We start from the raw sequence: 26,923 nt of genomic DNA on the forward strand, positions 1-26,923 counted from the left end.
CGGGTCTCCCACGTAGGCTGCCACGGTGACGGAGCACTACGACCTGGCCATCATCGGCAGCGGTTCGGGCAACTCGCTCGTGACCCCCGACTTCGACGACAAGCGCGTCGCGATCATCGAGGGTGGGACGTTCGGCGGCACCTGCCTCAACGTCGGCTGCATCCCGACGAAGATGTTCGTCTACGCCGCGGACCTCGCGCGCGACGTGCGCGAGGCCGGCCGCTACGGCGTCGACGCCACGCTGGAAGGTGTGCGCTGGGCCGACGTCCGCGACCGCGTCTTCGGGCGCATCGACCCCATCTCGGACGGTGGCCGGCGCTATCGCGTCGAGGGACCCAACACGACGGCCTACCTCGGGCACGCGCGCTTCACCGGTGACCGGACGCTCACGGTCGACCTCGGCGACGGCCGCGAGGAGACGGTGACGGCCGACCAGGTCGTCGTGGCCGCCGGCGCCCACCCGGTCGTGCCCGACGTCGTCACCGAGTCGGGCGTGCCGTTCCACACCTCCGACACGATCATGCGCATCGACGCGCTGCCCGAGCGGCTCGCGATCATCGGCGGCGGTTTCATCGCGGCCGAGATGGCCCACGTCTTCGCCTCGTTCGGCGTGAAGGTGACGGTCGTCGTCCGGTCGTCGCTGCTGCTGCGCCACCTCGACACCGACATCGCACGGCGTTTCACCGACCTGGCCCGCGAGCAGTGGGACGTGCGCACCGAGACGGCGGTCACGGCCGTCGAGACCGGCGTCGGGGGGGCGGGCGTACGCCTGCGCCTCGACGACGACACGGCCGTCGACGCCGACCTGCTGCTCGTCGCCACCGGTCGCCGGCCCAACAGCGCCGACCTCGGCGTCGAAGCCGGGGGCCTGCGGCTGCTCGACGACGCGCGCATCGAGGTCGACGCCTACGGCCGCACGAGCGCCGCGGGTGTCTGGGCCCTCGGCGACATCAGCGCGCCGCACCAGCTCAAGCACCTGGCGAACGCCGAGGCCCGGACCATCGCGCACAACCTCGTGCACCCCGACGACCTGCGCGTCCTGCCGCACGAGAACGTGCCGTCCGGCGTCTTCAGCCACCCGCAGATCGCCACGGTCGGCCTGACCGAGCAGGAGTGCGTCGAGCAGGGCCGCGCGCACACGGCGTACGTCCAGGCCTACGGCGACACGGCATACGGCTGGGCCATGGAGGACACGACGGGCATCTGCAAGCTCGTGGCGGACCCCACGACGGGTCTCCTCCTCGGAGCCCACCTCATGGGTCCGCAGGCGACCTCCCTCATCCAGCCGCTGGTGCAGGGGATGGCGTTCGGCACGACCGTCCACGACCTCGCCCGCGGGCAGTACTGGATCCACCCGGCTCTCGCGGAGGTCGTCGAGAACGCGCTGCTCGGGCTGAAGCTCGACGACCCGGCCTGAGCGCGTTCCCAGCGGGCTCCCAGACCACCCTAGGATGACGCCATGGCAGGCGGACTCGTAGCGCTCCTCGACGACATCGCGGCACTCGTGAAGCTCGCGGCGGCATCCGTCGACGACGTGGGCGCTGCAGCCGCGAAGGCCAGCGTCAAGGCCACCGGCGTCGTCGTCGACGACACGGCCGTGACCCCGCGCTACGTGCAGGGTCTGGCACCCGAGCGCGAGCTGCCGATCATCAAGCGGATCGCCCTCGGCTCGCTGCGCAACAAGCTGCTCATCATCCTCCCGGTCATCATGGTGCTCAGCCAGTTCGTGCCGTGGCTGCTGACGCCGATCCTCATGGTCGGCGGCGCCTACCTCGCCTACGAGGGCGCCGAGAAGGTCTGGGAGATCGTCTCGGGCCACGAGGAAGAGGAGGCCGAGGTCGGCGAGGTCGACGAGAAGGCCGTCGTCTCCGGCGCGATCCGCACCGACTTCATCCTGTCGGCCGAGATCATGGTCATCGCCCTCAACGAGGTCGACACCGAGCCCTTCGTCTCGCGCCTCATCATCCTCGTCATCGTGGCGCTGCTCATCACGGCGCTCGTCTACGGCGTCGTCGGCCTCATCGTCAAGATGGACGACGTCGGCCTGCACCTCGCCGGGCGCGAGTCAGGGGCCTCGCAGCGCATCGGCCGGGGCCTCGTCAAGGGGATGCCGAAGCTGCTCTCGGTGCTGTCGACCGTCGGCATCGCGGCGATGCTCTGGGTCGGTGGGCACATCCTGCTCGTCGGCGTCGACGAGCTCGGCTGGCACGCGCCCTACGACCTCGTCCACCACCTCGAGGAGGGCGTGGCCGGGGTGGCCGGCATCGGTGGCTTCCTCGCCTGGGTCGTCAACACGCTCGCGTCGGCCCTCATCGGTCTCGTCGTCGGCGCCGTCGTCATCGCCGTCCTGCACGTCATCCCGCGCCGCACGAAGCACGACGAGGCCGCAAGCACGCACTGACCCGCACCGCTGGAGCCGGCCGCTCGGCGTATGCCGTGTGCTGGCCTCTCCCGAGTCGCTGGGGAGGCCGCGGGGTGGGACCCGTCGCCACGCCCGTCATACGTCCGTCCGGGCGGAGGAGGTGTGGCGGTTTCGGGTCTGGCGACAGCACCAACTCCGCCGGGGCGGGGGTAGGTGCCGCCGAGACAACATATGCGCTCAGACCGCGGGGAGCTGTGGGGCGTGGCAGCGCAGGCCTCGACAGGGGATTCGAGGCCGACGAGGCTCGCGGCTAGACTGGGCGACTGCCGGCGTGGGTGATGACCCGCCAGATGAGCCCAGAGGGGCGCGCCGGGTCTGCAGACCGACGATCAAAGGAAACGATCACTCATGTCCTTCGACTACAAGGTTGCCGACCTGAGCCTCGCCGAGGCCGGCCGACACCAGCTCCGACTCGCCGAGCACGAGATGCCCGGCCTCATGGCGATCCGCGAGGAGTACGCCGAGGCCCAGCCGCTCAAGGGCGCCCGCATCGCCGGCTCCCTTCACATGACGGTGCAAACGGCCGTGCTCATCGAGACGCTCACCGCGCTCGGTGCCGAGGTCCGCTGGGCCTCCTGCAACATCTACTCGACGCAGGACGAGGCCGCCGCGGCCGTCGTCGTCGGCCCCCAGGGCAGCGCCGACGACCTCCAGGGCGTCCCCGTCTTCGCCTGGAAGGGCGAGACGCTCCCCGAGTACTGGTGGTGCACCGACCAGATCCTCACCTGGCCCGGCGGTGAGGGCCCGAACATGATCCTCGACGACGGCGGCGACGCGACGATGCTCGTGCACAAGGGCCGCGAGTGGGAGCAGGCCGGCCAGGTGCCGCCGACCACCGAGGAGGACTCCGAGGAGTTCGGCGTCTTCAAGGAGCTCGTGCGCCAGACGCTGACCACCGACCCGCAGAAGTGGACGACGGTCGCGGCCGGCATCAAGGGTGTCACCGAGGAGACCACGACCGGTGTCCACCGCCTCTACCAGCTGGCCGAGGCCGGCGAGCTGCTCTTCCCGGCCATCAACGTCAACGACGCGGTGACGAAGAGCAAGTTCGACAACACCTACGGCTGCCGCCACTCGCTCATCGACGGCCTCAACCGCGCCACCGACGTCCTCATCGGTGGCAAGGTCGCCGTCGTCGCCGGCTTCGGCGACGTGGGCAAGGGCTGCGCCGAGTCCCTCCGTGGCCAGGGCGCTCGCGTCATCGTCACCGAGATCGACCCGATCTGCGCCCTGCAGGCCGCCATGGAGGGCTTCCAGGTCGCTCGCCTCGAGGACGTCGTCGAGTCCGCCGACATCTTCATCACGACGACCGGCTGCTACGACGTCGTCACGGCCGAGCACATGACGAAGATGAAGAACAAGGCGATCGTGGCCAACATCGGCCACTTCGACAACGAGATCGACATGGCCGGCCTCGCCCGCGTCCCCGGCATCCAGAAGACCGAGATCAAGCCGCAGGTCCACGAGTGGACGTTCACCTCGGGCAGCTCGATCATCGTGCTCTCCGAGGGTCGCCTGATGAACCTCGGCAACGCCACCGGCCACCCGAGCTTCGTCATGAGCAACTCGTTCTCCAACCAGACGATCGCCCAGATCGAGCTCTTCACGAAGACCGGCGACTACGCCAAGCAGGTCTACACCCTGCCGAAGCACCTCGACGAGAAGGTCGCGCGCCTGCACCTCGACGCCCTCGGCGTCCGGCTCACCGAGCTGACCAAGGGCCAGGCCGAGTACCTCGGCGTCGACGTCGCCGGGCCGTACAAGCCGGAGCACTACCGCTACTGAGCCCACCCCGGTGCCGCCCCGCACCGGAGCGGCACCCCACGGCGTACGGATGCCGCCCACCTCACGAGGTGGGCGGCATCCGTGTGTTCGGGGTGGGAAGTGCTGCCGTCAGCGCGGGGCGCGGAGCAGGACGTACTCCGAGCCGCGCTGCACGACCGTCCACTGCGCCTGCTCCGTCAGCGCCTCGATGACCGGCTGCCCCTTGGTGAGCAGGGCGTACGTGCAGCCGGTCCGGCGCACGTAGGCCTGCCAGGCCGGGGCTGCGCGCTCGAAGTCGAGGTGCTCCTTGACGTGTCCGGTCGCGTAGACCTCGACGCGCCCGTCGATGGTGGGACGCACGTTCGGGTGGCGCCAGATGAGCCAGCCCCCGACGCCGTAGTCGTTGCACACGACGGTGCCCTGCGGCAGGGCCGACAACGGCGTGTCGAGGTCGTTGGCCCCCCACGTCGGGACGGCCGCTCGGGTCGGCAGGATCAGGGCTGCGACGAGCAGCCCGAGCGCCGCGAGGCCGACGGTCAGGCCGACCTCGCGCCGAGTCACGGGTTCGCGGTCCGGCGGGAGCAGGCCCTGGATCGTCGCCGCGGCGACCGGGGCGATGACGGCGGCTCCGACGGCGACGGTCCGGCTGTAGAGCAGGGCCAGCCCGATGGCGAGCCCGACGAGGAGGATGTCGGTCCAGCGGGCGCGGTGCCGGGCGCGAGCCCAGACGAGGACGACGGCGCCTGCGAGGGCGAGGAAGGCGAGGAAGCCCGGCTGCCGGAGCGACGGCGGCATCCACTCCTCGATGTACTGGGTCGTCTCGTTGACGGCGAAGGGCGACAGGAGCAGCTCGGGTCCGGTCGGCGTCACGGCGGCGGCCGCGAGGGAGGCCAGTGGCACGAGCGCGAGGCGCAGCCACTGCCGGCGGGTCACCGCACGGTCGAGCGCGATCCCGAGCAGCGCGACGACCCCGATGACGACACCGAAGAACCACATGCCGTGCGTGCAGGCCCAGACCCACGTGACGGGCACGAGCCACCACCGCGGGCGAGCGTCCGCGGCCGAGCGCAGCCAGGCCGCCGTGAAGGCCACGGCGAAGGCGAACGAGAGCAGGTGCGGCCGCAGCGACAGGCTCTGGCTCATCGCCACGAGGGCGACGGACGTGACGGCGGCCGAGGCGAGGAGCGAGGCCCGCGGCCGGGTCGCGCGCCACAGGGTGAGTCCGATGGCGGCCCCGCCGAGGGGGAGCAGCCAGGCCACACCGGGCAGCCCGAGGAACTGCTGGACGACGCTCATGAGCAGCTCGGGCAGCCACTCGTGCAGCCGCCACGGCTGCGTCGACATCGTGCTCCACGGGTCGGGCCCGTTGAAGGTCCACGTCTCGCGGAGCCGGTCGCCGGCGGCGAGGTGCCAGAAGGTGTCCGGGTCACCGACCGGACGGGCGATCTGGACGACGGCGACGAGGATGACGAGGCCGGGCAGCGCCTGGCGCACGCCGAGCGGCAGCGGGCCGCGTCGGCCGTGCGGGGTCGGCTCCGGCCCTCCGACGACCGGGCCGTCGACGGGGCCGGTGTCCGGGTCGTTCTCCAGTCCGGTGTCCGGGGCCAGCTCGGCGGCCGGGGCGGTTCCCCGCGTGTCGCTCGTCACCGGGCGATCATCCCCGCTCACCGGACGGGACGGGGGCTTTTGGGCGGATTGGCACGCGGCGCGGCTGGTTGCGCGAACCGCTCCTGCCGTGCTCCTCGACGCTCCCGGGCGGCCCTCCCGTGGGAGGATCGGGGGACTCACCGACCACCCGTCTGGCAGGGACCCTCCATGAAGAAGCTCCTGACCGGTGCACTCGCACTGGCCCTCTCCGTCTCGCTCGCCGCCTGCTCGAAGTCCGTCGACCCGGCAGCGACACCGACCACTCCGGCCCTCTCGACCTCGAGCGCGACCACGCCGTCCGACACGATGTCGTCGGGCACGACCGACGACACCGGCGCCACCGACACGGGCACGACGAACGCGACGGCCGGTCCCGTCGACCAGGCGACGCCCGAGGCTGCGATGACCTCGTGGCTCGACGCCATGGTCGCCGGTGACGGCAACACGGTGTGCACGCTCATGGCCACGGGAGGCAAGGCCATCTCGAGCATCCCCGGGGCCGCTGCGGCCTGCGGCAAGACCATCACGCCGATGCTCGACCAGATCAAGGAGCTCGGGGCGGCCTTCCAGGGCCTGAAGATCAGCGGCGCCACCGTCAACGGCAACAACGCCACCTTCGAGAGCGTCACGACCGAGCCGGCGCTCGCCGCCGACGTCGTCTCGAGCTTCAAGGCCGTCAAGATCGGCGGCAAGTGGTACGTCACGCAGAGCTGACGGCCTGACGCCGCACCGCTCCACGGGGGGTCCCGACACCGTCGGGGCCCTTCGCCGCGTCGCGAGCCGTATGCCGTGGCCCGCTCCCGTCACGTGCTCGCGGAGGGTTTGCGAACGGCATACGGCGCCCGGTCACGACTCGCTTGGGTCAGCAGGTCGTCAGGCGTGTGTGATGATTTGGTCAGGACGTACGGGGCGCGTGGTCCGCGGTCCCGGGAAGGAGTGTGTCGTGAAGGGTCGGGTACTGGTCGTCGACGACGACCTCGCACTCGCCGAGATGCTCGGGATCGTGCTGCGCAACGAGGGGCTCGAGGTCACGCACGTGGCCGACGGCTCCGAGGCGGTCGGTGCCTTCCGTGAGTCGCGGCCCGACCTCGTGCTGCTCGACGTCATGCTCCCGGGGCTCGACGGCATGGAGGTCTGCCGTCGCATCCGTGCCGAGAGCGGGGTGCCCATCGTCATGCTCACCGCGCGCACCGACACCGTCGACGTCGTCGTGGGGCTCGAGTCCGGCGCCGACGACTACGTCGTCAAGCCCTTCAAGCCGCAGGAGCGCATCGCCCGCGTCCGAGCCCGGCTGCGCCGCGGCGACGAGCCCGCGCCCGAGAAGCTGTCGATCGGCGACCTCGAGATCGACGTGGCGGGCCACTCCGTCAAGCGCGACGGCGAGTCACTGTCCCTGACGCCGCTCGAGTTCGACCTGCTCGTCGCGCTGGCGCGCAAGCCCTGGCAGGTCTTCACCCGCGAGGTGCTCCTCGAGCAGGTGTGGGGCTACCGCCACGCGGGTGACACCCGCCTCGTCAACGTCCACGTCCAGCGACTGCGCTCCAAGATCGAGCACGACCCCGAGCGGCCCGAGATCGTCGTGACCGTCCGTGGCGTCGGTTACAAGGCCGGCCCGTCCTGACATGACGGAGCGCGCGGCCCGGAGCGGACCCGCGGGGCTGGCCTCGCGGGCCGGTGCGGCGTTGCGCCGGGCCTGGCGCCGGCTGCTCCACCTGTGGCGGGCCTCCCTCGGCTTCCGCGTCGTCGTCGTGACGATGCTCCTCGGCATCCTCGTGCTCACCGCGGTGGGCACCTACCTCTACGGCTCGATCGCCCAGGGGCTCGTCGACAGCCGCCAGCGCATCGCGTCGGAGGACAGCCTGCGCGACGCGACCGACGCCCAGGGACAGTTCGACTCGACCGACCAGACGGACACGCAGGAGAAGCTGACCCAGTTCGCGACGACGCTCATCAACACCTACCGGCGCGACGCGGGCAACGAGACGCGCTACGTCGTGCTGACGCGGTTCGACGACAACACGTCGCCGTTCATCGTCAGGACGGTCGAGAGCGGCAGCGTCGGCGTCCGGTTCATCCCCGACGAGCTGCGCCAGCAGGTCGCGGCCCAGCCCGACCGCCAGCACCTCCAGGTCGCGACGATCGAGGAGGGCAACGGCAGCATCTCCGCCGTCATCGTCGGCCAGAAGGTCGTGCTCCCCGTGGCGGGCAACTACGGCCTCTACTTCATCTACCCGATGGACCGTGAGCGCGAGATCATCAGCTTCATCGGGCAGACCTTCCTCTTCGGCGGTGCCGCCCTCATCCTGCTCATCGGTGCCATCGCCTTCGTCGTGACCCGGCTCGTCGCCGACCCGGTGCGTCGCGCCGCCTCCGTCGCCGAGCGCTTCGCCGAGGGCAACCTCAACGAGCGCATGCAGGCGAAGGGCGAGGACGACCTCGCACGCCTCGGCACGTCCTTCAACGGGATGGCCGCCTCGATCCAGCAGCAGATCGCCCAGCTCGAGAACCTCTCGCGCGTGCAGCAGCGGTTCGTCTCGGACGTCTCGCACGAGCTGCGCACGCCGCTCACGACGATCCGCATGGCCGGCGACCTCATCCACGACTCCCGGCACGACTTCGAGCCGACGGTCGCCCGCTCGGCCGAGCTGCTCCGCGGCGAGCTCGACCGCTTTGAGTCGCTGCTCAGCGACCTGCTCGAGATCTCGCGGTTCGACGCCGGTGCGGCCGTGCTCGAGGTCGAGGCGAGCGACCTGCGTGCCTGCGTCGAGCGGGCCGTCGACGCGCACCGCACCCTCGCCGCCCGCAAGGGCACCCAGCTCGTCGTCAACGCACCCTCGAGCGCCGTCGTCGCCGACATGGACTCGCGCCGGATCGAGCGCATCCTGCGCAACCTCGTGTCCAACGCCGTCGAGCACGGCGAGGGCAAGCCCGTCGAGGTGACGATCGGGTCCAACGACTCCGCCGTCGCCGTGACGGTGCGCGACCACGGCGTCGGGCTCCGGCCGGGCGAGGCGGCGCTCGTCTTCACCCGTTTCTGGCGTGCCGACCCGGCCCGGGCCCGCACGACGGGTGGCACCGGCCTGGGCCTCGCCATCGCGCTCGAGGACGCCCGGCTGCACGCCGGCCGCCTCGAGGCCTGGGGAGCACGGGGAGAGGGGTCGTGCTTCCGCCTCACCCTGCCGCGCCAGGCCGATGCGACGATCACGAGCTCGCCCCTGCCGCTCAGCCCGCTCGCGGCGGAGGCCGCCCGCGCCCGCGCTGCCGGAGGGGACGACTCGACCGGCCCTGCGGGCGGCGACGGGTCCTCGGACGCCGGCCGCCCGGCCGACGACGACACGCTGCGCCTGCGACGCATCGTCGTGGAGCGCGCCCCGTGAGAGCCCGCGGTCTCGCGGCGCTGCTGCTCGCCGCCTCCACCGCCCTCGCGGCGTGCGGTGGCCTGCCCGGCACCGGCCCGGTCGTCGAAGGGCGCGCGCTGGGGGAGGTGCTCAACGAGCCGGTCCGCGTCGTGGCCGTCGGCCCGTTCGACGGGGCGAGCCAGGAGGCTGTCGTCCGGGGGTTCCTCCGGGCGGGCGAGGACACCGACGAGACCCATGCCACCGGGCAGTTGTTCCTCACGCCGCAGTCGGTCGACCTCTGGCGATGGTCGAGCGAGGACGTCGTCGTCTACGACGGTGACCTCACGCTGCGCCGGCTCACCGACGACACCGTCGAGGTGAGCGCCGACGCCCTGGCCAGGCTGACCCCGGACGGCCGCTACGTCGAGCAGCCGCCGGGCACCCGGGAGAAGGTCACCCTCGGCCTGACGAAGGTGGGCGGCGAGTGGCGCGTGGAGCTGCCCAAGACCGGCTTCGGGCTGTGGCTCGACAACGACCAGTTCAACCGCGTCTACGTCAACCGGGTCGTCCACTACGTGACGCGCACCGGGCGCGACCTCGTGCCGGACTCGCGGTGGTTCCCGATCGGGTCCCGTCTGGCCACGACCCTGGCGCGGGCCCAGCTGAGCGCCGTGCCCGGCCACCTCGCCGGCGCCGTCGCCACGGGCGTGCCCACGGGCACCCGGCTGGCCGTCAACGCCGTCCCGGTGACGAACGGCAGGGCCCAGGTCAACCTCAGCAGCGAGGCGCTGTCGGCCGACCCGGCCGGTCGCGCCGCGATGTGGGCCCAGCTGACCAAGACGTTGAGCCAGATCTCGTCGGTGAGCTCGGTGTCCCTCGCCGTCGACAGCACCCAGCTCGAGCTGCCCGGCGGCGTGACCACGGTGTCGTCCGCGGCCGAGCTGGGCTACGACGTCGTCCCCAAGACCTTCCTCGACACGGCGCAGCTGCGCACGGGCGATGCCATGAGGCGCTTCGACCCGCGCTACGTCCCCGACACCCAGGACGCGAAGCGGCCCGACCTCAAGCCCAAGGACGGCGACATCGCGCGCATCCGCGACACGTGGCGCAGCCTCGCGCTCGCCGTCGACAGCAAGCAGGTGGCGGCGGTGTCGGCCAACGGGCGTGACCTGTCCATCTGGCGTGCGACCGAGCAGCCGAGGACGGTCGCCTCCTTCGCTACATCGCTCATCCGCCCGGTCTACGACGCCGACGGCTACCTGTGGATCGCCGGCAGCGACGAGCACGGCGACGACCGCGTCTACGTGCTCGACTCCGTCTCGAGCGACCCCGACTCCGCCCCGAAGCCGATCAGCACGCCGTGGCTGGGGGACCGCCGGGTCAAGGCCATCGCCGTGGCCGCGGACGCCACCCGCGTGCTCATCGTCACGACCGACCGGTCGGGAGGCGACGAGCAGCTCGGTCTCAGCGGCATCGTCCGCGCGACGAACGGCGAGCCGCAGGCGCTCGCGCAACCGCTGCGCCAGGCCCAGTCGCTGACCCGCATCCAGGACGTCACCTGGCTCGACCCGGTCGGGTACGCCGTCCTGGGCCAGGAGCGCCAGGGTGACCCGATGCGGGCGTGGCTGGCGACGATCGGTGCGGGCGTCGACGGCACACGGACCGGCGCAGCGCGGCTCGGCGCGGTCCCCGGAGCCGTGACCATCACGACCGTCGGCGGCCCGCGCGGCATCATCATCGTCACGAGCGACAACCGGGTGCTCGCCAGGGCAGGCTCGAACTGGCCCCTCATCGAGCGCGGCAGCGACGTCCTCGTCCCCGGCGGCTGAACGCCGCCGGTCCGGCCGTCCACACCCCCGCACGCCCGACGGCCGTCGTCCCCAGTGACGGCCTCAGGTCTCGACCCTCAGGCCGCCGTGAGGTGGGCTGGAGGCGTGCGAGGGCGTCGCGGGTCAGGGCTGGCAGGCCCGCCGCGGCGCGAGAGGCGCGTGGGGCGCGGGGTCGGGGACCTCGGGCGGGCAATCGGCGCCGCCCTCTCGGTCGGCGCGGCCCGGGTGCGCGACAGCGACCTCGTCGACCTCGTCCTCCCGCGCGAGTGCGGCGGATGCCTCCGTCCGGGTGCCGTCTGGTGTGCTCGGTGCACACGTGCCCTCGAGGGCCTGGCCTTCGGGGCACCCGCCTCGCGTGACCCCGGCGGTCACTCGACGCATACGCCCGCGGTGCAGGGCCACGCCCGCGTGCACGGCGGCGGACCCTGGGTCGTGCCGCATCCCGTCCCGGAGGGCATGCCGCCCGTGCACGCCTGGGGCGTCTACGCCGACCCGCTCCGCGCGGCCGTGTCCGCGTGGAAGGACGCCGGCCGGCGCGACCTCGAGGCCGTCCTCGTGCCCCTCCTCGCCGTGTCGCTCGACGCGGCGCTGGCCGGCGTCGGCTGGGACGCAGGGGGCGTGCTCGTCGTCCCGGCCCCCTCGTCGCGACGCGCCGTCCGCGAGCGCGGCGACACGCCGATGACAGGCCTGTGCGAGGCAGCGGTCGCACAGCTCGTCGGGCGACCCGGGCCGGCGCTCCGGGTCGCCCCGGCCCTGCGTCACGTGCGGCGCGTGGAGGACCAGTCGGGACTGGGGACGGTCGAGCGCCGCGGCAACCTCGCCGGGGCCCTGTCAGTGATCCCCCTGTGGCACAACGTGATCCGGGGCCGACGATGCCTGCTCGTCGACGACGTCGTGACCACGGGGGCCACCTTCGCCGAGGCCGCCCGGGCGCTGCGGGCTGCCGGTGCCGGGTCCGTCGTGGGCGCCTCGCTGGCCGCCACCCAGCGGACCCGCGGGTGACCCGTGGCCTCCGGGGAGGCCCTGGCGGGCACCGTGCGTGTGATGTTGCCGGGGGATGTCCGGCACGCCTTCCAGTGGGCGCGCGGCCCCAGTAGTGTCGAGTCATGGACCCCCGTCCCACGGGGAACGGCCTGCCGGCCGCCCTCGGGGACGTGATCGACAGGAAGGGGTGGTGCCGCGTCGACCGCGGGCCCGTCCTAGGTGACCAGAGGCCCGGAAACACTCTCACTGCCCGCACGAAGAAGACGTGCGCGATCAAGGAGGAACCGTGGAGATCGTCGTCACTGGACGCCACGTCCAGATCCCCGACCGATTCCGTGAGCAGCTCGACGAGCGACTGGCCAAGGTGCCCGCGCTCGCCCCCAAGGTGCACCGCATCGACGTCGTCGTCACCCACGAGCGGGTCGCCCGTGGGTCCGAGAAGGTCGAGATCACGTGCCACGCCAAGGGTCCCGTGATCCGGGCGGAGGCTTGTCTCGACGACAAGTACGCCGCTCTCGACGCGGCCGTGGACAAGCTCATGGACCGCCTGAGGCGGGTGCACGACAAGCGCAAGGTCAGTCGCGGACGACGCATCCCCGAGTCGGTCGCGCAGGCGACCGCCCGCATCGACGCCTCGGCGAACGGCGCGGCTGCCGACGACTCCGCAGCCGGCGACGCCGGTGACGGTCGGGTCGACGACCTCGAGCGCTTCGGTGCGCTCGGCAACTCACCCATCGAGGTCCGCGAGAAGATCCACACGGCCGCGCCCATGTCGCTCGAGGACGCGGTCAACCAGATGGAGCTCGTCGGACACGACTTCTTCCTCTTCCACGACGCAGACACCGATCGCCCGAGCGTGGTCTACCGGCGCCGCGGCTGGAGCTACGGGGTGCTGCACCTCGAGACCGACGCGGACGTCGCCGTCGCCGCCACGGGCTGATCCCCTGCTCCCCGGACGTCGACGGCGTCGGGGCGTCCCCGTCCAGGGGGCGCCCCGACGGGCGTCCGGACCGCGCCGCGCCGATGCGGGCCGTCCATCGGGCGGCGTGTCCGTGGTCTGGGCCAAGATGGAGGCGTGAACCCGCCCCCCGACGTCATCCGTGTCCTCATCGTCGACGACCACGCCCTCTACCGTCGGGGTCTGCAGACCGTCCTGTCGACGGAGGACGGCATCGAGGTCGTCGGTGAGGCGGCCGACGGGATCGAGGCGGTCGACCAGGCCGAGGAGATCCTCCCCGACGTCATCGTCATGGACGTCGGCATGCCCAAGCGCGGAGGCATCGACGCGTGCCGGGTCATCAAGCAGCGGGTGCCCTCGGCGCGCATCCTCATGCTGACGAGCTCCGACGACGAGGCCAACCTCTTCGAGGCCGTCCGGGCCGGGGCCAACGGCTACCTCCTCAAGGACGTGCCTCCCGAGGAGGTGGCGGCCGGCATCCGCAGCGTCTTCCAGGGCCAGTCGCTCCTCTCGCCCCTCATGGCGTCCAAGCTGCTCGAGGAGTTCAAGGCGATCAGCCAGAAAGACGTGCCGCCCGCGCCCACGCCGGGGCTGGAGCTGCCGCGGCTGACCCACCGCGAGCTCGAGATCCTCCGCAGCGTCGCCAAGGGCAAGCTCAACCGTGAGATCGGCGCCGAGCTGTTCATCTCCGAGAACACCGTGCGCAACCACATCCGCAACATCCTCGACAAGCTGCAGATGCACTCGCGCATGGAGGCGGCGATGTATGCCGTCCGCCAGCGGCTCATCGACCCCGACTGACCCCGACTGCCGCCGACCGACCGCGAGCACCACGACCCACCACGACCGACCGGGCCGAGACGCCCAGGAGCACCGTCCATGACCGTTGCCACGCGCCGGATGACGCGGGCGCAGGCGCGCCGCACCGCCATCGCCGCCCAGGGCTTCCTCGACCCCCGCCCCGAGCCCTTCACCGCGACGATGCGCCACGTCCAGCGCGTCGTCGACCGCGTCGGGGTCGTCCAGATCGACAGCGTCAACGTGCTCGCCCGCAGCCAGTACCTCCCGTTCTTCTCCCGGCTGGGGCCCTACGACCCGGCGCTGCTCGACCGGGCCCGCGACCGCGCCCCGAGACGCCTCGTCGAGTACTGGGCCCACGAGGCGAGCCTCGTCCCGCCGTCGACGTGGCCGCTGCTCGACTTCCGCATGCGCGCGGCCGCCGAGAAGGCGTGGGGCGGCATGCGGCGCATCCTCGAGGAGCGCCCCGACTACGTCGACCTCGTCCGGGCCGAGGTCGAGGCCCGCGGCCCGATGACCGCGCGCGAGGTCGAGGTCGCGCTCGCGCACGACCAGCCCCGGCGCACCGACCACTGGGGCTGGAACTGGTCCGACGTCAAGCAGGCCCTCGAGTACCTCTTCTGGGCCGGACGGATCAGCTCGGCAGGGCGCACGTCCCAGTTCGAGCGCCGGTATGCCGCACTCGCGGCCACCGCGCCGCCGCCGCTGCGCGAGGCCTGGACCGACCGTCCCGGACCGGAGGCCGACCCCGACCGCTACCTCGAGCTCGTCCGCATCGCCGCCCGGGCCCACGGCGTCGGCACCGAGCTGTGCCTCGCCGACTACTTCCGGATCAGGCGCGAGGACGCCCGCCCGGCCATCGCCCGACTCGTCGCCGACGGCGAGCTCATCCCGGTCACCGTGCCGGGCTGGAAGCCGGCCTGGCTGCACGCCGAGGCCCGGCTGCCGCGACGCATCCACGCCGAGGCCCTGCTCAGCCCCTTCGACTCGCTCGTCTGGCAGCGCGAGCGCATCCACGCCCTCTGGGACTTCCACTACCGCATCGAGATCTACACACCCGCCGAGAAGCGCGTCCACGGCTACTACGTCCTGCCCTTCCTCCACGGAGACGCCCTCGTGGCCCGGTGCGACCTCAAGGCCGACCGCGTCGCCGGCGTGCTGCGCTGCCACCGCGTCACGTGGGAACCCGGGGCGCCCGCCGAGGCGCGCCCGGCCCTGCTCGCCAACCTCGAGTCGATGGCCGCCTGGCTCGGGCTCGGTCGCGTCGACCTGCCCGTCGACCAGGCCCTCGACCAGGGGGTCGACCAGGCCGTCGACCCGACGGGCGCCGCCGCGGGCGGCTGAGCGCGTCCCGGGGCACCCGGCATACGCCCTCGGGCACCGGCGCGGACCGGGCTGCCCACGGTGTCGGAACCGGGCCGCGCGCCGATGCGTTGGTCGTTGTGTCCGGAAGGCGGCTAGCCTAGGCGGGTCCCGTGACCCATCACGGGCGATGGAGCCCGCCCACCGGGCGAGTCCACACGTTCAGTCGGGAGTGAGATCACCAGATGGCCGTCATCGAGAAGCTGCTTCGCGCCGGCGAAGGCCGGACCCTGAAGAAGCTCCAGGGCATCGCCAAGCAGGTCAACGCCCTCGAGGCCGACTTCGAGAAGCTCACCGACGAGGAGCTGCGCGACGAGACCAAGGGTTTCCGCGAGCGCCTCGACAAGGGCGAGACCCTCGACATGCTGCTGCCGGAGGCGTTCGCCGCCGTCCGCGAGGCGAGCAAGCGCACCCTCGGCAAGCGGCACTTCGACGTCCAGGTCATGGGCGGCGCGGCGCTGCACATGGGCAACGTCGCCGAGATGAAGACCGGTGAGGGCAAGACCCTCGTCGCGACGCTCCCGAGCTACCTCAACGCCCTGTCGGGCAAGGGCGTTCACGTCATCACGGTCAACGACTTCCTCGCCGAGTACCAGTCCGAGCTCATGGGCCGCGTCCACCGCGCCCTCGGCATGGAGACCGGCTGCATCCTCAGCCAGATGACGCCCGAGCAGCGGCGCGCCGAGTACGCCAAGGACATCACGTACGGCACGAACAACGAGTTCGGGTTCGACTACCTCCGCGACAACATGGCGTGGGACCCCGCCGAGCTCGTCCAGCGCGGCCACAACTTCTGCATCGTCGACGAGGTCGACTCGATCCTCATCGACGAGGCGCGCACGCCGCTCATCATCTCCGGCCCGGCCGACCTCGCGACGAAGTGGTACGTCGAGTTCGCCCGCATCGCGGCCCGACTCAACCGCGGCGAGGACGGACGCGGCGACTACGAGGTCGACGAGAAGAAGCGCACCGTCGGCGTCCTCGAGTCCGGCATCGCGCGCGTCGAGGACCTCCTCGGCATCGACAACCTCTACGACACGGTCAACACGCCGCTCATCGGCTACTTGAACAACTCCATCAAGGCCAAGGAGCTGTTCAAGAAGGACAAGGACTACGTCGTCATGAACGGCGAGATCCTCATCGTCGACGAGCACACCGGCCGCATGCTCCCGGGCCGCCGCTACAACGAGGGCATGCACCAGGCCATCGAGGCGAAGGAGGGCGTCGAGATCAAGAACGAGAACCAGACGCTCGCCACGATCACCCTGCAGAACTACTTCCGCATGTACGGCAAGCTCTCGGGCATGACGGGCACGGCCCAGACCGAGGCCGCCGAGCTCAACTCGATCTACAAGCTCGGCGTCATCCCGATCCCGACGAACCGCCCGATGGTCCGCAAGGACCAGGCCGACCTCGTCTACCGGACCGAGGTCGCCAAGTACGACGCCGTCGTCGACGACATCGCCGACAAGTACGCCGTCGGCCAGCCCGTCCTCGTCGGCACCGTGTCGGTCGAGAAGAGCGAGTACCTCTCGCAGCAGCTGAAGAAGCGCGGCATCAAGCACGAGGTCCTCAACGCCAAGCAGCACGAGCGCGAGGCCGCGATCGTCGCCGACGCGGGCCGCAAGGGTGCCGTCACCGTCGCGACCAACATGGCCGGTCGAGGCACCGACATCATGCTCGGCGGCAACTCCGAGTTCCGGGCCGTCGCCGAGCTGAAGCGTCGCGGGCTCGACCCGCACGAGACGCCGGAGGAGTACGAAGCCGCGTGGGACGAGGCGCTCGCCACGGCCGAGCGCGAGGTCGCGGCCGAGCACGAGGAGGTCACCGAGCTCGGCGGCCTCTACGTCCTCGGCACCGAGCGCCACGAGTCGCGCCGCATCGACAACCAGCTCCGCGGTCGTTCCGGCCGTCAGGGTGACCCGGGTGAGTCGCGCTTCTACCTCTCGCTCAACGACGACCTCATGCGCCTGTTCAACGCCGGGCTCGTCGACCGCTTCATGCAGACCGCCGGCATGGAGGACAACGTGCCGATCGAGTCCAAGATGGTCACGAACTCGATCCAGAAGGCCCAGGGCTCGGTCGAGGCGCAGAACTACGAGATCCGCAAGAACGTCCTCAAGTACGACGACGTCATGAACCGCCAGCGCCAGGTCATCTACGACGAGCGCCGCGCGGTGCTCGAGGGGGAGGACCTCCACGAGCAGCTGCGGCTGTTCGTCAACGACGTCGTCGGCTCCTACGTCGACGCGGCCACGGCCGAGGGCTTCGCGGCCGACTGGGACCTCGAGAAGCTCTGGGACGCGATGCGCCAGGTCTACCCCGTCTCGGTCACCATCGAGGAGGTCGAGGACATGGCGGGCGGTCGCCAGGCGATCACCGCGGACCTGCTCCGCGAGCAGCTGATGTCCGACGCGCACCACGCGTACGACCAGCGTGAGGAGACGCTCGGGGCGGAGACGATGCGCGAGGTCGAGCGCCGGGTCGTCCTGTCGGTCCTGGACCGCAAGTGGCGCGAGCACCTCTACGAGATGGACTACCTCCAGGAGGGCATCGGCCTGCGGGCCATGGCCCAGCGCGACCCGCTCATCGAGTACCAGCGCGAGGGCTTCCAGCTCTTCGAGGCGATGATGGAGGCCATCAAGGAGGAGTCGGTGAGCCACCTCTTCTCCGTCGAGGTGCAGTTGCCCGAGGCCGCCGCCGCTCCCGTCGGCGCCGCGCCGATGTCGGTCGGGGACCTCGTCGGCGGGCTCGCCGCCGCCGGTCACGTCGCTGACGACGCGACCGGTGCCGCCGCCCGCAACGGCGAGACGGACGAGGAGGCTGAGGCCGCGGCCGCTGGACGCCGCCCGTTCGGCTCCGGCGTGCGCGTCTCCGGCGTCGACCTCGACCCCGAGTCGCAGCGCCCGGCCGCCCTGCACTACACCGCCCCCGGCGAGGACGGCCGCGCCGTCGAGACCGGCGGCCAGCAGACGGTCGAGCGCAAGGCCGACCGTCGCGGCAAGAAGGTCAAGCGCAAGCGCCGCTGACGCAGCGACGCACGACGGCCCGGGCCCCTGAGGGAGCCCGGGCCGTCTGCACCCCCACCCGAGGTCGTACGCCGGGTGCGCGGCCGCGGATGACGCGCGCGGTCAGCCGATGGTGAGCGCCGTGACGAGCCACCGCCCGTCGAGGCCCTCGAGCCGCAGGGCCAGGGCCCGGACTCGCCCGTGCGACACGACGACGGCGCAGGCCTCGACGATGCCGTCGGCCGGCTCGCACACGCGCACGCGACGCACGACGGCCGAACGGCGTGGGCCGGGGGTGCGACGCCGGCCGGCGACCATGGCCTGCCTGGCGATGACCGAGTAGATCGTCGGCGCCGTGTGCCGGATGAGCTGGGGAGCGGGGCGCTGGCCGGAGACGACCTCGACGATGGCCTGCGCCAGGCGGCCCACGAGCGGGGCCGGCTCGGGGAGCAGGCTCGTGCGGGTCGGCTGCCGGCCGAAGTCCTCGTCGTCGCGCGCGCCGAAGAAGTCGAGGGCGAGGGCGTCCTGGGCGTAGGGCGGCTCCCCGTGCCAGGCCTCGTCTGCGCTGATGATCCGAGGCGCCGTCTGGGGGATGCGCCGGACGGTGAAGCCGTCGCGGGTGGAGGTGCCGGTCTGGCCGGGTGTGGTGGTCGCTCGCGTCATCACCGGGCTCCCTGCTCTGCGGGGACCCTGTCGCCGGCGCCGGCGCTGGACGGCCGTGGCACGGCTGCGTGGGACTCAGGGTTGTCCGGCCCTGACGGGGCGCTCGAGGGCGGACGCAGCTGCACCCCCGGCATGATCACGTCGGGGTCCTCACCCACGACGTCGCGGTTGGCGGCATACCACCTCGGCCACTCGCGGGAGATCTGTGCGTCGGAGGCGTCCGGACCGAGGTGTCGGGCGGCGATCGTCCAGAGCGAGTCGCCACGGCGCACCGTGACGAGGTCGTGGGCCGATGCGGCGGGACGCGGGGGCGGGGCCATGAGCTGCGACCGGTCCGCGTCGAGCACCGGCACGGGCTGCGTCGGGAGGTAGCCGGGCCCGTCCGGCGGCCTCGGGGACGCAGGTGCGGCGATGCCCTGCTGCGTGCCTGGGGTGGGGGAGTGGCCCGGATCGACGGGGAGCCCGGGAAGGTCGGCGGGCTGCGAGTGGGACGACGGGGTCGGGCTGGCAGACCCAGCCGACCCGGCGGACCCGGCGGACCCGGCGGACCCGGCGGACCCGGCGGACTCGGCGGACGGTGTGTAGCCCGGCGTCAGCTCGGTGGGTGTGTAGCCGGGCGTCAGGTCCGGTGCGGAGGCCCCTTCGGCGGACGACGCCTGAACACCGGCGCCGCGTGCCGTCGGAGCGGAGCCGGCACTCGAGACGGGCGCCGGGGGCAGGGCCACCGAGCCGACCGAGGCGCCGAGGACGAGGGTCAGCACCTTGCGCACCGCGGTCGGGGTGACATGGTCGGCGACCTCGCTGGCCACCCGTCCTGCTGCACCCGGAAGGAGGGAGGCGACGGCGAACAGGCACCCGAGCGCGAGCCACGCGGCGAGCAGGACGCCCATCCAGGCGAGAACGAGAAGGAGGACGTCGTCCGGCCGGGCGGTGTCAGCAGTGTGGCTGCACCGCCGTGCGACCGTCACGAGAGTCAGCAGGGTGATGACGGCGACGGCCAGCCCGACGGCGCCGGCCCCGACCTCGCGCAGGCGCGGGCCGTCCAGGCCCGTCCGCTGTCGCTGAGCGGGGAGAGGCCTGGCTGCGCGGCCGCTCTCGTCGTCTCGTCGGGCGGCCCTGCGTGCTCCCGCTCCGTGTCCCTGTGCTGGCTGCAGTCCCCTGTCCATGGCTTCATTCAATGCAGTTTGCTTGTGTTTGGTCAAGTATGCTGTTGGTCAAGAATCGCCGGGTGGCCCGCGACGTCGGGGCAGGGGAGGGTGTGCGCATGCGCTGGGACCGGCTCTTCGACGACCTCGAGGCGCAGCTGGCGCTGGACGACGTGCGGGAGCTCGAGGCCGAGGTCGCCGACCGCACCCGGCGCGAGCGCGCGCTGCTCGACCTGCACACGCGGCTGCTCGCGAACGTCGGTGCGACGCACGTGGGGCTGCGGGTGCGCGACCGCGTGCTCACGGGTCGGCTCGTCGACGTGGGGCCGGACTGGGCACTCGTCGAGACCGCGCCGGGACGGCCGGTCCTCGTGGCTCTGCCTGCGGTCCGCGCGGTGTCGGGACTGGCGCCGGGGGCTCGGACGCCCTCCGTCGTGGCCCGGAGGTTCGGCCTGGGGGCGGCCCTACGGGCGGTGAGCCGCGACCGCGCCGTCGTGGAGGTCGTGGATGTGGACGGGCACGCATCGACGGGGACCATCGACGTCGTGGCGTCCGACCACCTCGAGATCGCCGAGCACGCGGCCGACGAGGCCCGACGAGCGGCCAACGTCACCGGGCGGACGCTCGTGCCCTTCTGGTCACTGGGCTCGGTCCGCCGGCTCTGAGAGCCGGGACCGGGGTGGCCTCACTCCTCGGCGGAGCCGCCGAACGGGTGCGCCTGCACGAACGACTTCGTCTCGGCGTACATCCGCTGGATGTAGCCCTCGAGCTCCGTGGCCTCGACGCGCCACTGGCCCCGGCCACCGATCTTGATGGCCGGCAGCTCCCCGGAGCGCACGAGGGCGTACGCCTGGGCGGAGGAGATGTTGAGGATCTCCGACACCTCGGCGAGCTGCAGGAACCGCTGGGCCACGTTGACTCCTCCTCTGGGCACCGTCTGGCGACGGCCTCGACCACACCCGTACCCCCCCGCGGCGCGTCCGGACACGGCCGGTGCCACCCGACTCCGGCACGGGCTCGTGGGTCGAGGGCAGGGAACGGCTCCATCCTAGGGATCCGTGCCGTCGTCATCGTCCGTCGTCCCCAGCTGTGCACCTTGACGGGCGGTGTGCGCCGGGTTGATGCAAGATGTTGCCGCGTCCGTCCGGTGTCGTGCGACGGGCGTCCAGCCATCGCCGAGCGGACCACAGGGGGCCCACATGACCGAGCTGGCCAGTCCCAGCGCCAAGCGCCTGCAACGACCGTCCTGGCGTGACAGTCGCCTCGTCGTCGGTGTGCTGCTCGTCGTCGTCGCCGCGACGCTGGGGGCCAAGGCCGTCGCCAGCGCCGACGACCGTGTACCGGTGTGGGTCGCGGCGAGCAACCTCGTGGCCGGTGACGAGGTCGAGGAGGCCTCCTTCGTGCGCGCCGACGTGCGACTCGCCGATGGTATGAACGCCTACCTCGCCGCCGACGCCCCGGCTCCGACCGGCTCGTTCATGGTCCGTGACGTGCGCGCGGGTGAGCTGGTGCCCGTGTCCGCCGTCGGCGACGCCGCTGCCGTCGCCGTGCAGCGGGTCACGGTCCGCGCCGACGCGATGTCGACGACCGGCCTGGCACGGGGGAGCCGCGTCGACGTCTTCGTCACGCCCAAGGCCCCGACGACGAGCGACGCGGCCACCACCCCGACGAAGAAGGTCCTCGAGTCCGCCGCGGTGGCCGCGGTGATGACGAGCAGCGGTGGCTTCGGCGCGGGCTCGATGACGTCGGTGCAGATCTACGTGCCGGCCGACAAGGTCCAGCCGCTCGTCGAGGCCGTGGACGGCGAGGCGAAGCTGACCCTCGTCCCCTCCGTCGGGACGGTCACCGGCGGCGGCGCATGACCGAGGTCCTGACCGCTCTCAGCCACCAGTGGGAGTCGTCGGTCGCGACGACCCTCGAGGGTCTGCGTGACGTGACCGTGACGCGGCGGTGTGCCGACGTGTCCGAGCTGCTGTCGGTGGCCGACGCGGGTCTGGGCGACACTGCCGTTGTCTCCTCCGACCTGCGCGGCCTCGACCTCGCGGTCGTGAATCGCCTGCGCGCCAACCGGATCCGCGTGATCGGGGTGCACCCCGCCGACGACGAGCCCGCCGAGCGCCGCCTGCGACAGCTGACGATCACGGTGACGCTTCCCGTCGACGCGGGGACCGACCGGTGGGAGGTGTCGCTGCAGGAGGGATGGGGCGCATCCGACGACCTCGAGGCGGCCCTGAGCGGCGATGCCGGCGTCGGCGCCGGCCAGCAGTCCGCGCCCGACCACCCTGAGGAATCGACCGACGGTGACGCGGGGTGGCGTCCTGCTGGCTCCGGTGGCATCGCCGCAGGCCGTGAGCACGTCGGCTCGCGCGATGCCGACGACCCGTCCGGCGACGACGCGGCCGCGGGGCGAGTGACCGGTTCGCGGCCCGTCCCCGAGCGTGCGTCGGTCATCGCGGTCTGGGGACCCACCGGCGCGCCCGGTCGCACGACCGTCGCGACGACCCTGGCTGCGGAGGTCGCCGGCCGTGGCGTCGAGGTGCTGCTCGTCGACGCCGACACCTACGGGGGCTGCGTGGCGCAGACCCTCGGGCTGCTCGACGAGGCGCCGGGCGTGGCGGCGGCGTGCCGTGCGGCCGACCAGGGCCTGCTCGACCTGTCCGCGCTCGCGCGCCTCGCCCCGGTGGTCGTCCCGGGACTCCGCGTGCTGACGGGCCTGCCCAAGGCCGAGCGGTGGCCCGAGGTGCGCGCCGCGGCGCTCGAGCGGGTCCTCGAGCTGAGCCGGTCGCTCGTGCAGGTCGTCGTCGTCGACTGCGGCTTCTGCCTCGAGGACGACGAGGAGCTCAGCTACGACACCGTGGCCCCGCGACGCAACGAGGCCACGCTGACCTCCTTGGCCGCCTCCGACCTCGTCGTCGCGGTGGGCGGCGCCGACCCGGTCGCGCTCCAGCGTTTCGTCCGGGGTCTCCAGGAGCTCGGCACGGTGCCGTCCGGCGAGCCCGTGCCCGTCGTCAACCGGGTGCGCAGCGGCGCGGTCGGGTCCCGTCCCCAGTCCCGCATCGCCGACTCGCTCCTCCGGTTCGCCGGGCTCGCGTCCGTGCGGTTCGTGCCCGACGACGCCACCGCCGTCGACGCGGCCCTGCTCGCGGGGCGCTCGGTCGTCGAGCACGCGCCGGACTCGCCCGTCCGTCGTGCGGTGGCCGACCTCGCGACCGGTCTGCTGCCGTGGACGGTGGCGCCGCCCGAGCCGCGCGAGCGGAGACGGCGTGGCCGCCGCCGTGGTCGTGGGCGCCGGTCGTCGAGTGCCGTCGGCGCCTGAGCGCACGGCGTCCGGTCAGGGCGCGAAGAGGATCGTCAGGCCACCGAGCGTGTAGAAGACCATGACCACCATGAGCGGGACCTGACCGATGACCGCGGCGCGACGGTCGAGGACGGTGATCGCCCGCTCGTGGGCGGCGAGGACGCCGAGCAGGTGCCCGACGACGATGCTCACGGCCTGGATCGTCGCGACGAGCGTCGGCTGGATGAGCACGTCGTTCGGGGTGAGGTCGGCAGTCCCGAGCAGGTCGGCACCCGTTCCGAGCGGGTCGGTGAGCAGCCGCCACGCGTACTGCCCCTGGTAGACCCAGAGCGACCAGTAGTGCGCGATGACGTACCCGCCGGCGATGGGGATCAGCGACGGCGCGATGTCACTGACGAAGGAGAACGAGCGGGAGACGGGCTCACCGGCGAGCCTCACCGACACGACCGAGGCCAGCCAGAGCGTCACGGCCACGAAGCCGAAGAAGGCGACGAGGGTGGCCGTCCGGAGCAGTGCCGACGGCAGGGGAGAGGACTGCACGAACGTCGCCCACGAGAGGTTGGCCGAGAAGCCGTCGTATGCCGTCCCGCCGAGCATGACGGCGACCGTGGGCACGAGGCCCCGCTGGCCACGCAGGCCGTTGACGCCGTGCAGCGGGGTCCGCAGCACCCAGCGCCCGTCATGGCGCCGGCCGAGCGGTGAGAGCAGGCCGAGCAGCCGTGACCACGCCTCGAAGGGGTCGGCGTGGTCGAACCACGTGCGGCCGAAGACGGCCGCACCCAGCAGCGACACGGCGAAGAAGCCGGCGACGAGGACGCGGAGGAAGCCCAGCGACGTGTTGTCCTCGGCGACGAGCTCGACCCACGTGAAGGTCCCGAGCCCGAGGGCCGCGGGCCACAGGCCCCAGCGGTATGGCAGGGCCGCGAGGTCGGGCGAGACACGGGCAAGTCGGAGCAGGCCGGCGTGGAGCGCGCGGAGCGGGTTGATGACCCGCCAGACCGGGCCGAGGAGCATCGAGGAGAAGGCGAGGCCCACCCACAGCCACACGTAGACGACGTGGGGCACCGGGTTGCGGGCCGAGTCGGGGCCGAACACGAGCGCCGCCAGCGTCCACACCGTGACGATGCCGGCCAGGACGCGGGCCACGACGCGCAGCCAGCGCGAGTCCAGCACGGCGGCGACGGGCCCGGGCAACAGCACCCCGTCGGTGTCGCGCAGCCGCGGCTCGCGCCACAGCGTGCTGATGGCGACGAACGAGATGACGAGCGCCGCGACCGCCGCGATGACGAGGGCGGTGAACGGCAGGGGAAGGTCGCCGCGGCTACCGACGCCGTGGGCGGGGACGACAGCCGGGACGGAGCCCGGAGTGAGGGCTGATGGGAGGGCGGAAGCGAGGGCGGCCGGGAGGGACGCCACGGTCAGCGGACAGCGACCGTGAGCAGGGTCAGGGCCGGCTCGTGGGTCTCGACCTCGTAGAGGCCGGCCTCGGTGCCGGTGAGGCGCAGGGTCGTCGGGGTGCCGGCCTTGAGCGTCGCCTCGACGTCGAAGCCGTGGGCGTGCAGCTCGTCGTCGTGGTCGCTCGTCACGACGAGCTCGAGCGTCGAGCCGATCGGCAGGTCGACCTGCGCCGGGGCGGGCGTCACGGTCGTCCCGGTGACGGTCACCTCGAGGCGCTTGACGCTGCCCGTCGAGACGACGCCGGTGCTGCCGCCCGGTCCGGGATCGGGGGTGCCGGACGAGCAGGCGGCGGCACCGACGAGCGCGAGGACGCAGACGGCATACGGCAGGGCGCGAAACGTACGCATGGCCACGATCCTAAGCAAGGGCGTCTGGCAGAGTGTGAGCATGTCTGACCGCCTGACCTCGCTCGACGCGTCGTTCCTCTACCTCGAGGAGTCCACCACGTCGATGCACGTCGGGTCGGTCATGGTCTTCCAGCCTCCTCGCGACGGCTTCGACTACGACCAGCTCGTCCGCATCATCGAGAGCCGGATCGGGGCGATCCCGCGCTTCCGGCAGAAGGTGCGCGACGTCCCGGGCCGCATCGGCAACCCCGTCTGGGTCGACGACGAGGCCTTCGACATGGGCTACCACGTGCGTCGCGCCGGCCTGCCGCGTCCGGGCAGCGACCGGCAGCTGCAGGACTTCGTCGCCCGGGTCCAGCCGCGCAAGCTCGACCGCACCCGCCCGCTGTGGGAGGTCTACCTCGTCGAGGGCCTGCACGACGGTCGGTTCGCCATCGTCACGAAGACCCACCACGCGCTCATCGACGGCGTCAACGCCCTCGACATCGCGCACGTCATCGTCGACGCCGTCAAGGGTGAGGACCAGGACGACGTCGTGCCGCCGTGGGAGCCGAGCCGGTCGCCGTCGTCGGTCGAGCTCGTCACGGGTGCCGTCATCGACGCGGTGCGCCGCCCGACGCAGGTCGTCGACCTCGTCCGCGGCGGTCTCAATGACGCCCTCAACGTCGGCCTGCGTGCGGTCGAGTCTGCCGGCCAGGTGCTCTCGACGGTCGCGCGCACCGCCGCTCGTCCCGCGCCCGACTCGCCCCTCAACGCCGAGATCGGCTCGGCCCGCCGGTGGGTCATGATCGCGACCGACCTCGAGGACTACCGCCTCGTGCGCAAGCGGCTGGCCCGCGGCGCGTACGCCGAGGACGTGACGATCAACGACGTCGTGCTGGCGACGATCGCGGGCGGCTTCCGGGCGTGGCTGCTCGGGCGTGGCGAGGCCGTCAGCCCCCACACGTCGGTGCGCGCCATGGTGCCGGTCAGCATCTACGGCGACGACCCGGCGGGGATGTATGCCAACCAGGTCATGGCCTGCGTCGTCAACCTCCCGGTCGGCGAGCCCGGGGCCTCGATGCGCCTGCACCAGATCGCGTTCGCGATGCGCCAGCAGATGGAGGGTGGTCAGGCGGTCGGGGCGACGTCGCTCGCCAACCTCGCGGGGTTCGCGCCGCCGACCCTGCACGCCCTCGGTGCGCGTCTCGGCTCCGCGATGTCGCGCCGCCTCTACAACGTCATGATCACCAACGTGCCGGGCCCGCAGACGCCGCTCTACGCCGGAGACGCCGAGATGCTCTCGACCTACCCGGTGACGCCGCTCGCCAAGGGGCAGGCCCTCTCGATCGGCATCACGTCGTACAACGGCGGGGTCTACTTCGGCCTCAACGCCGACCGCGACGCCATGCCCGACGTCGACGTGCTCGGCCAGTCCATCGTCGAGTCGCTCGCCGAGCTGACGAGCGGGAGGGAGTCCTGATGCCGGTCGTGCGCGTCTACGTGCCGCTGGGGCGGGCGGGCCTCGAGGAGCTCGCCACCGCGGGCGCGCTCGCTGCCGGTCCGGGCACGCCCCGGACGGCGTATGCCGTCACGTCGGGTCTCGAGCAGGCCGCGCCGGGTCTCGACGTCGAGGACCTCGAGTACGCCGCTTTCAGCGATGCCGTCGAGGCTGCGGCCGGGCTGCGGTCGGTGCGCTCGGACCGTCGCGTCGTCGCATCCGCCGACGCGGACGCCACGTGGGTCTCACCGCGCGACGGTGCGCCCGTGTCGAAGGTCGTGCTCACGGCGCCGCTGCCCCTCTCGCGGGTCGCGTCGTTCCACGTCGACGACGAGGTGACCGGCGACGTCGACGAGGAGGCCGACGAGCTGCTGTGGTACGACGTCACCGAGCTCGACGACGTGCGTTCCTTCTTCGGCTGA

At 72.3% G+C, this 26,923-nt stretch carries 23 protein-coding genes; 17 read left to right on the top strand and 6 right to left on the bottom strand.

What is annotated here, in order from left to right; genetic code table 11:
* Positions 1-25 precede the first annotated feature (25 nt).
* The 3 genes from ASE25_RS06850 (at position 26) to ahcY (ending at position 4,207) form a co-directional block, all read left to right on the top strand.
* A complete protein-coding gene (locus ASE25_RS06850; RefSeq protein ID WP_056824226.1) occupies positions 26-1,417 on the top strand; it encodes a mycothione reductase in 1,392 nt (463 codons plus the stop codon).
* 42 nt (positions 1,418-1,459) lie between these two features.
* Complete coding sequence (locus ASE25_RS06855) at positions 1,460-2,401, top strand: DUF808 domain-containing protein (RefSeq protein ID WP_056824228.1); 942 nt, start codon at positions 1,460-1,462, stop codon at positions 2,399-2,401.
* Between the two features lie 369 nt (positions 2,402-2,770).
* On the top strand, positions 2,771-4,207 hold the full coding sequence (gene ahcY, locus ASE25_RS06860) for an adenosylhomocysteinase (protein WP_056824231.1): 1,437 nt from the start codon (positions 2,771-2,773) through the stop codon (positions 4,205-4,207).
* Positions 4,208-4,315: 108 nt separating this feature from the next.
* On the opposite strand, the gene ASE25_RS06865 is transcribed toward ahcY, so the two are convergent.
* The gene (locus ASE25_RS06865; RefSeq protein ID WP_056824234.1) at positions 4,316-5,833 is read right to left on the bottom strand and encodes a hypothetical protein; all 1,518 of its coding nucleotides are present in this window, start codon (positions 5,831-5,833) and stop codon (positions 4,316-4,318) included.
* Between the two features lie 168 nt (positions 5,834-6,001).
* Between ASE25_RS06865 and ASE25_RS06870 the strand changes: the two genes are divergently transcribed.
* From ASE25_RS06870 to secA, 9 genes are all read left to right on the top strand, one after another.
* Positions 6,002-6,547, top strand: coding sequence for a hypothetical protein (locus ASE25_RS06870; protein WP_235508582.1), 546 nt, complete (start codon positions 6,002-6,004; stop codon positions 6,545-6,547).
* 229 nt (positions 6,548-6,776) lie between these two features.
* Positions 6,777-7,454: an MtrAB system response regulator MtrA gene (gene mtrA, locus ASE25_RS06875; protein ID WP_056825614.1), complete on the top strand. Its 678-nt coding sequence runs from the start codon at positions 6,777-6,779 to the stop codon at positions 7,452-7,454.
* 1 nt (position 7,455) lies between these two features.
* Positions 7,456-9,210, top strand: a complete 1,755-nt coding sequence (gene mtrB, locus ASE25_RS23440; protein ID WP_304437913.1) for an MtrAB system histidine kinase MtrB — start codon at positions 7,456-7,458, stop codon at positions 9,208-9,210.
* The gene (locus ASE25_RS06885) at positions 9,207-11,000 is read left to right on the top strand and encodes a GerMN domain-containing protein (protein ID WP_056824236.1); all 1,794 of its coding nucleotides are present in this window, start codon (positions 9,207-9,209) and stop codon (positions 10,998-11,000) included. Before mtrB ends, ASE25_RS06885 begins: the two co-directional genes overlap by 4 nt.
* Positions 11,001-11,159: 159 nt before the next feature.
* Positions 11,160-12,002 carry a ComF family protein gene (locus ASE25_RS06890; RefSeq protein ID WP_056824239.1) on the top strand — a complete coding sequence of 281 codons (843 nt, stop codon included), beginning with the start codon at positions 11,160-11,162 and terminating at the stop codon, positions 12,000-12,002.
* Positions 12,003-12,270: 268 nt separating this feature from the next.
* Positions 12,271-12,924: a ribosome hibernation-promoting factor, HPF/YfiA family gene (hpf, locus tag ASE25_RS06895; RefSeq protein WP_056824242.1), complete on the top strand. Its 654-nt coding sequence runs from the start codon at positions 12,271-12,273 to the stop codon at positions 12,922-12,924.
* Positions 12,925-13,059: 135 nt separating this feature from the next.
* Positions 13,060-13,743, top strand: coding sequence for a response regulator transcription factor (locus ASE25_RS06900; RefSeq protein ID WP_020142999.1), 684 nt, complete (start codon positions 13,060-13,062; stop codon positions 13,741-13,743).
* A gap of 78 nt (positions 13,744-13,821) precedes the next feature.
* Positions 13,822-15,084, top strand: a complete 1,263-nt coding sequence (locus ASE25_RS06905; RefSeq protein ID WP_235508583.1) for a winged helix-turn-helix domain-containing protein — start codon at positions 13,822-13,824, stop codon at positions 15,082-15,084.
* A gap of 203 nt (positions 15,085-15,287) precedes the next feature.
* Positions 15,288-18,131, top strand: a complete 2,844-nt coding sequence (secA, locus tag ASE25_RS06910) for a preprotein translocase subunit SecA (RefSeq protein WP_056824250.1) — start codon at positions 15,288-15,290, stop codon at positions 18,129-18,131.
* 102 nt (positions 18,132-18,233) lie between these two features.
* Here secA and ASE25_RS06915 read toward each other — a convergent pair whose 3' ends face one another.
* A complete protein-coding gene (locus ASE25_RS06915) occupies positions 18,234-18,773 on the bottom strand; it encodes an Rv3235 family protein (protein WP_056770598.1) in 540 nt (179 codons plus the stop codon).
* Complete coding sequence (locus ASE25_RS22690; RefSeq protein WP_056824252.1) at positions 18,773-19,939, bottom strand: LysM peptidoglycan-binding domain-containing protein; 1,167 nt, start codon at positions 19,937-19,939, stop codon at positions 18,773-18,775. Before ASE25_RS22690 ends, ASE25_RS06915 begins: the two co-directional genes overlap by 1 nt.
* Before the next feature lie 98 nt (positions 19,940-20,037).
* On the opposite strand from ASE25_RS22690, the gene ASE25_RS06925 reads away from it, so the two are divergent.
* Positions 20,038-20,583, top strand: coding sequence for a hypothetical protein (locus ASE25_RS06925; protein WP_056825617.1), 546 nt, complete (start codon positions 20,038-20,040; stop codon positions 20,581-20,583).
* A 20-nt stretch (positions 20,584-20,603) separates the two neighbouring features.
* On the opposite strand, the gene ASE25_RS06930 is transcribed toward ASE25_RS06925, so the two are convergent.
* A complete protein-coding gene (locus ASE25_RS06930; RefSeq protein WP_020142994.1) occupies positions 20,604-20,831 on the bottom strand; it encodes a helix-turn-helix domain-containing protein in 228 nt (75 codons plus the stop codon).
* Positions 20,832-21,117: 286 nt separating this feature from the next.
* On the opposite strand from ASE25_RS06930, the gene ASE25_RS06935 reads away from it, so the two are divergent.
* Positions 21,118-21,780, top strand: coding sequence for a hypothetical protein (locus tag ASE25_RS06935; RefSeq protein ID WP_056770591.1), 663 nt, complete (start codon positions 21,118-21,120; stop codon positions 21,778-21,780).
* Positions 21,777-23,234, top strand: coding sequence for a hypothetical protein (locus ASE25_RS06940; protein ID WP_056824255.1), 1,458 nt, complete (start codon positions 21,777-21,779; stop codon positions 23,232-23,234). The genes ASE25_RS06935 and ASE25_RS06940 overlap by 4 nt, the downstream gene beginning before the upstream one ends.
* 15 nt (positions 23,235-23,249) lie before the next feature.
* On the opposite strand, the gene ASE25_RS06945 is transcribed toward ASE25_RS06940, so the two are convergent.
* Positions 23,250-24,632 (bottom strand): hypothetical protein, encoded by a 1,383-nt coding sequence (locus ASE25_RS06945; RefSeq protein WP_235508584.1) that lies wholly within the window; start codon positions 24,630-24,632, stop codon positions 23,250-23,252.
* A 2-nt stretch (positions 24,633-24,634) separates the two neighbouring features.
* A complete protein-coding gene (locus ASE25_RS06950) occupies positions 24,635-25,021 on the bottom strand; it encodes a hypothetical protein (RefSeq protein WP_056772524.1) in 387 nt (128 codons plus the stop codon).
* A gap of 40 nt (positions 25,022-25,061) precedes the next feature.
* Here ASE25_RS06950 and ASE25_RS06955 point away from each other — a divergent pair, with 40 nt between their 5' ends.
* Complete coding sequence (locus ASE25_RS06955; protein WP_056772522.1) at positions 25,062-26,483, top strand: wax ester/triacylglycerol synthase family O-acyltransferase; 1,422 nt, start codon at positions 25,062-25,064, stop codon at positions 26,481-26,483.
* A complete protein-coding gene (locus tag ASE25_RS06960) occupies positions 26,483-26,923 on the top strand; it encodes a hypothetical protein (RefSeq protein WP_056770585.1) in 441 nt (146 codons plus the stop codon). Before ASE25_RS06955 ends, ASE25_RS06960 begins: the two co-directional genes overlap by 1 nt.

The organism is Terrabacter sp. Root85, assembly GCF_001429185.1.
Taxonomy (GTDB): domain Bacteria; phylum Actinomycetota; class Actinomycetes; order Actinomycetales; family Dermatophilaceae; genus Terrabacter.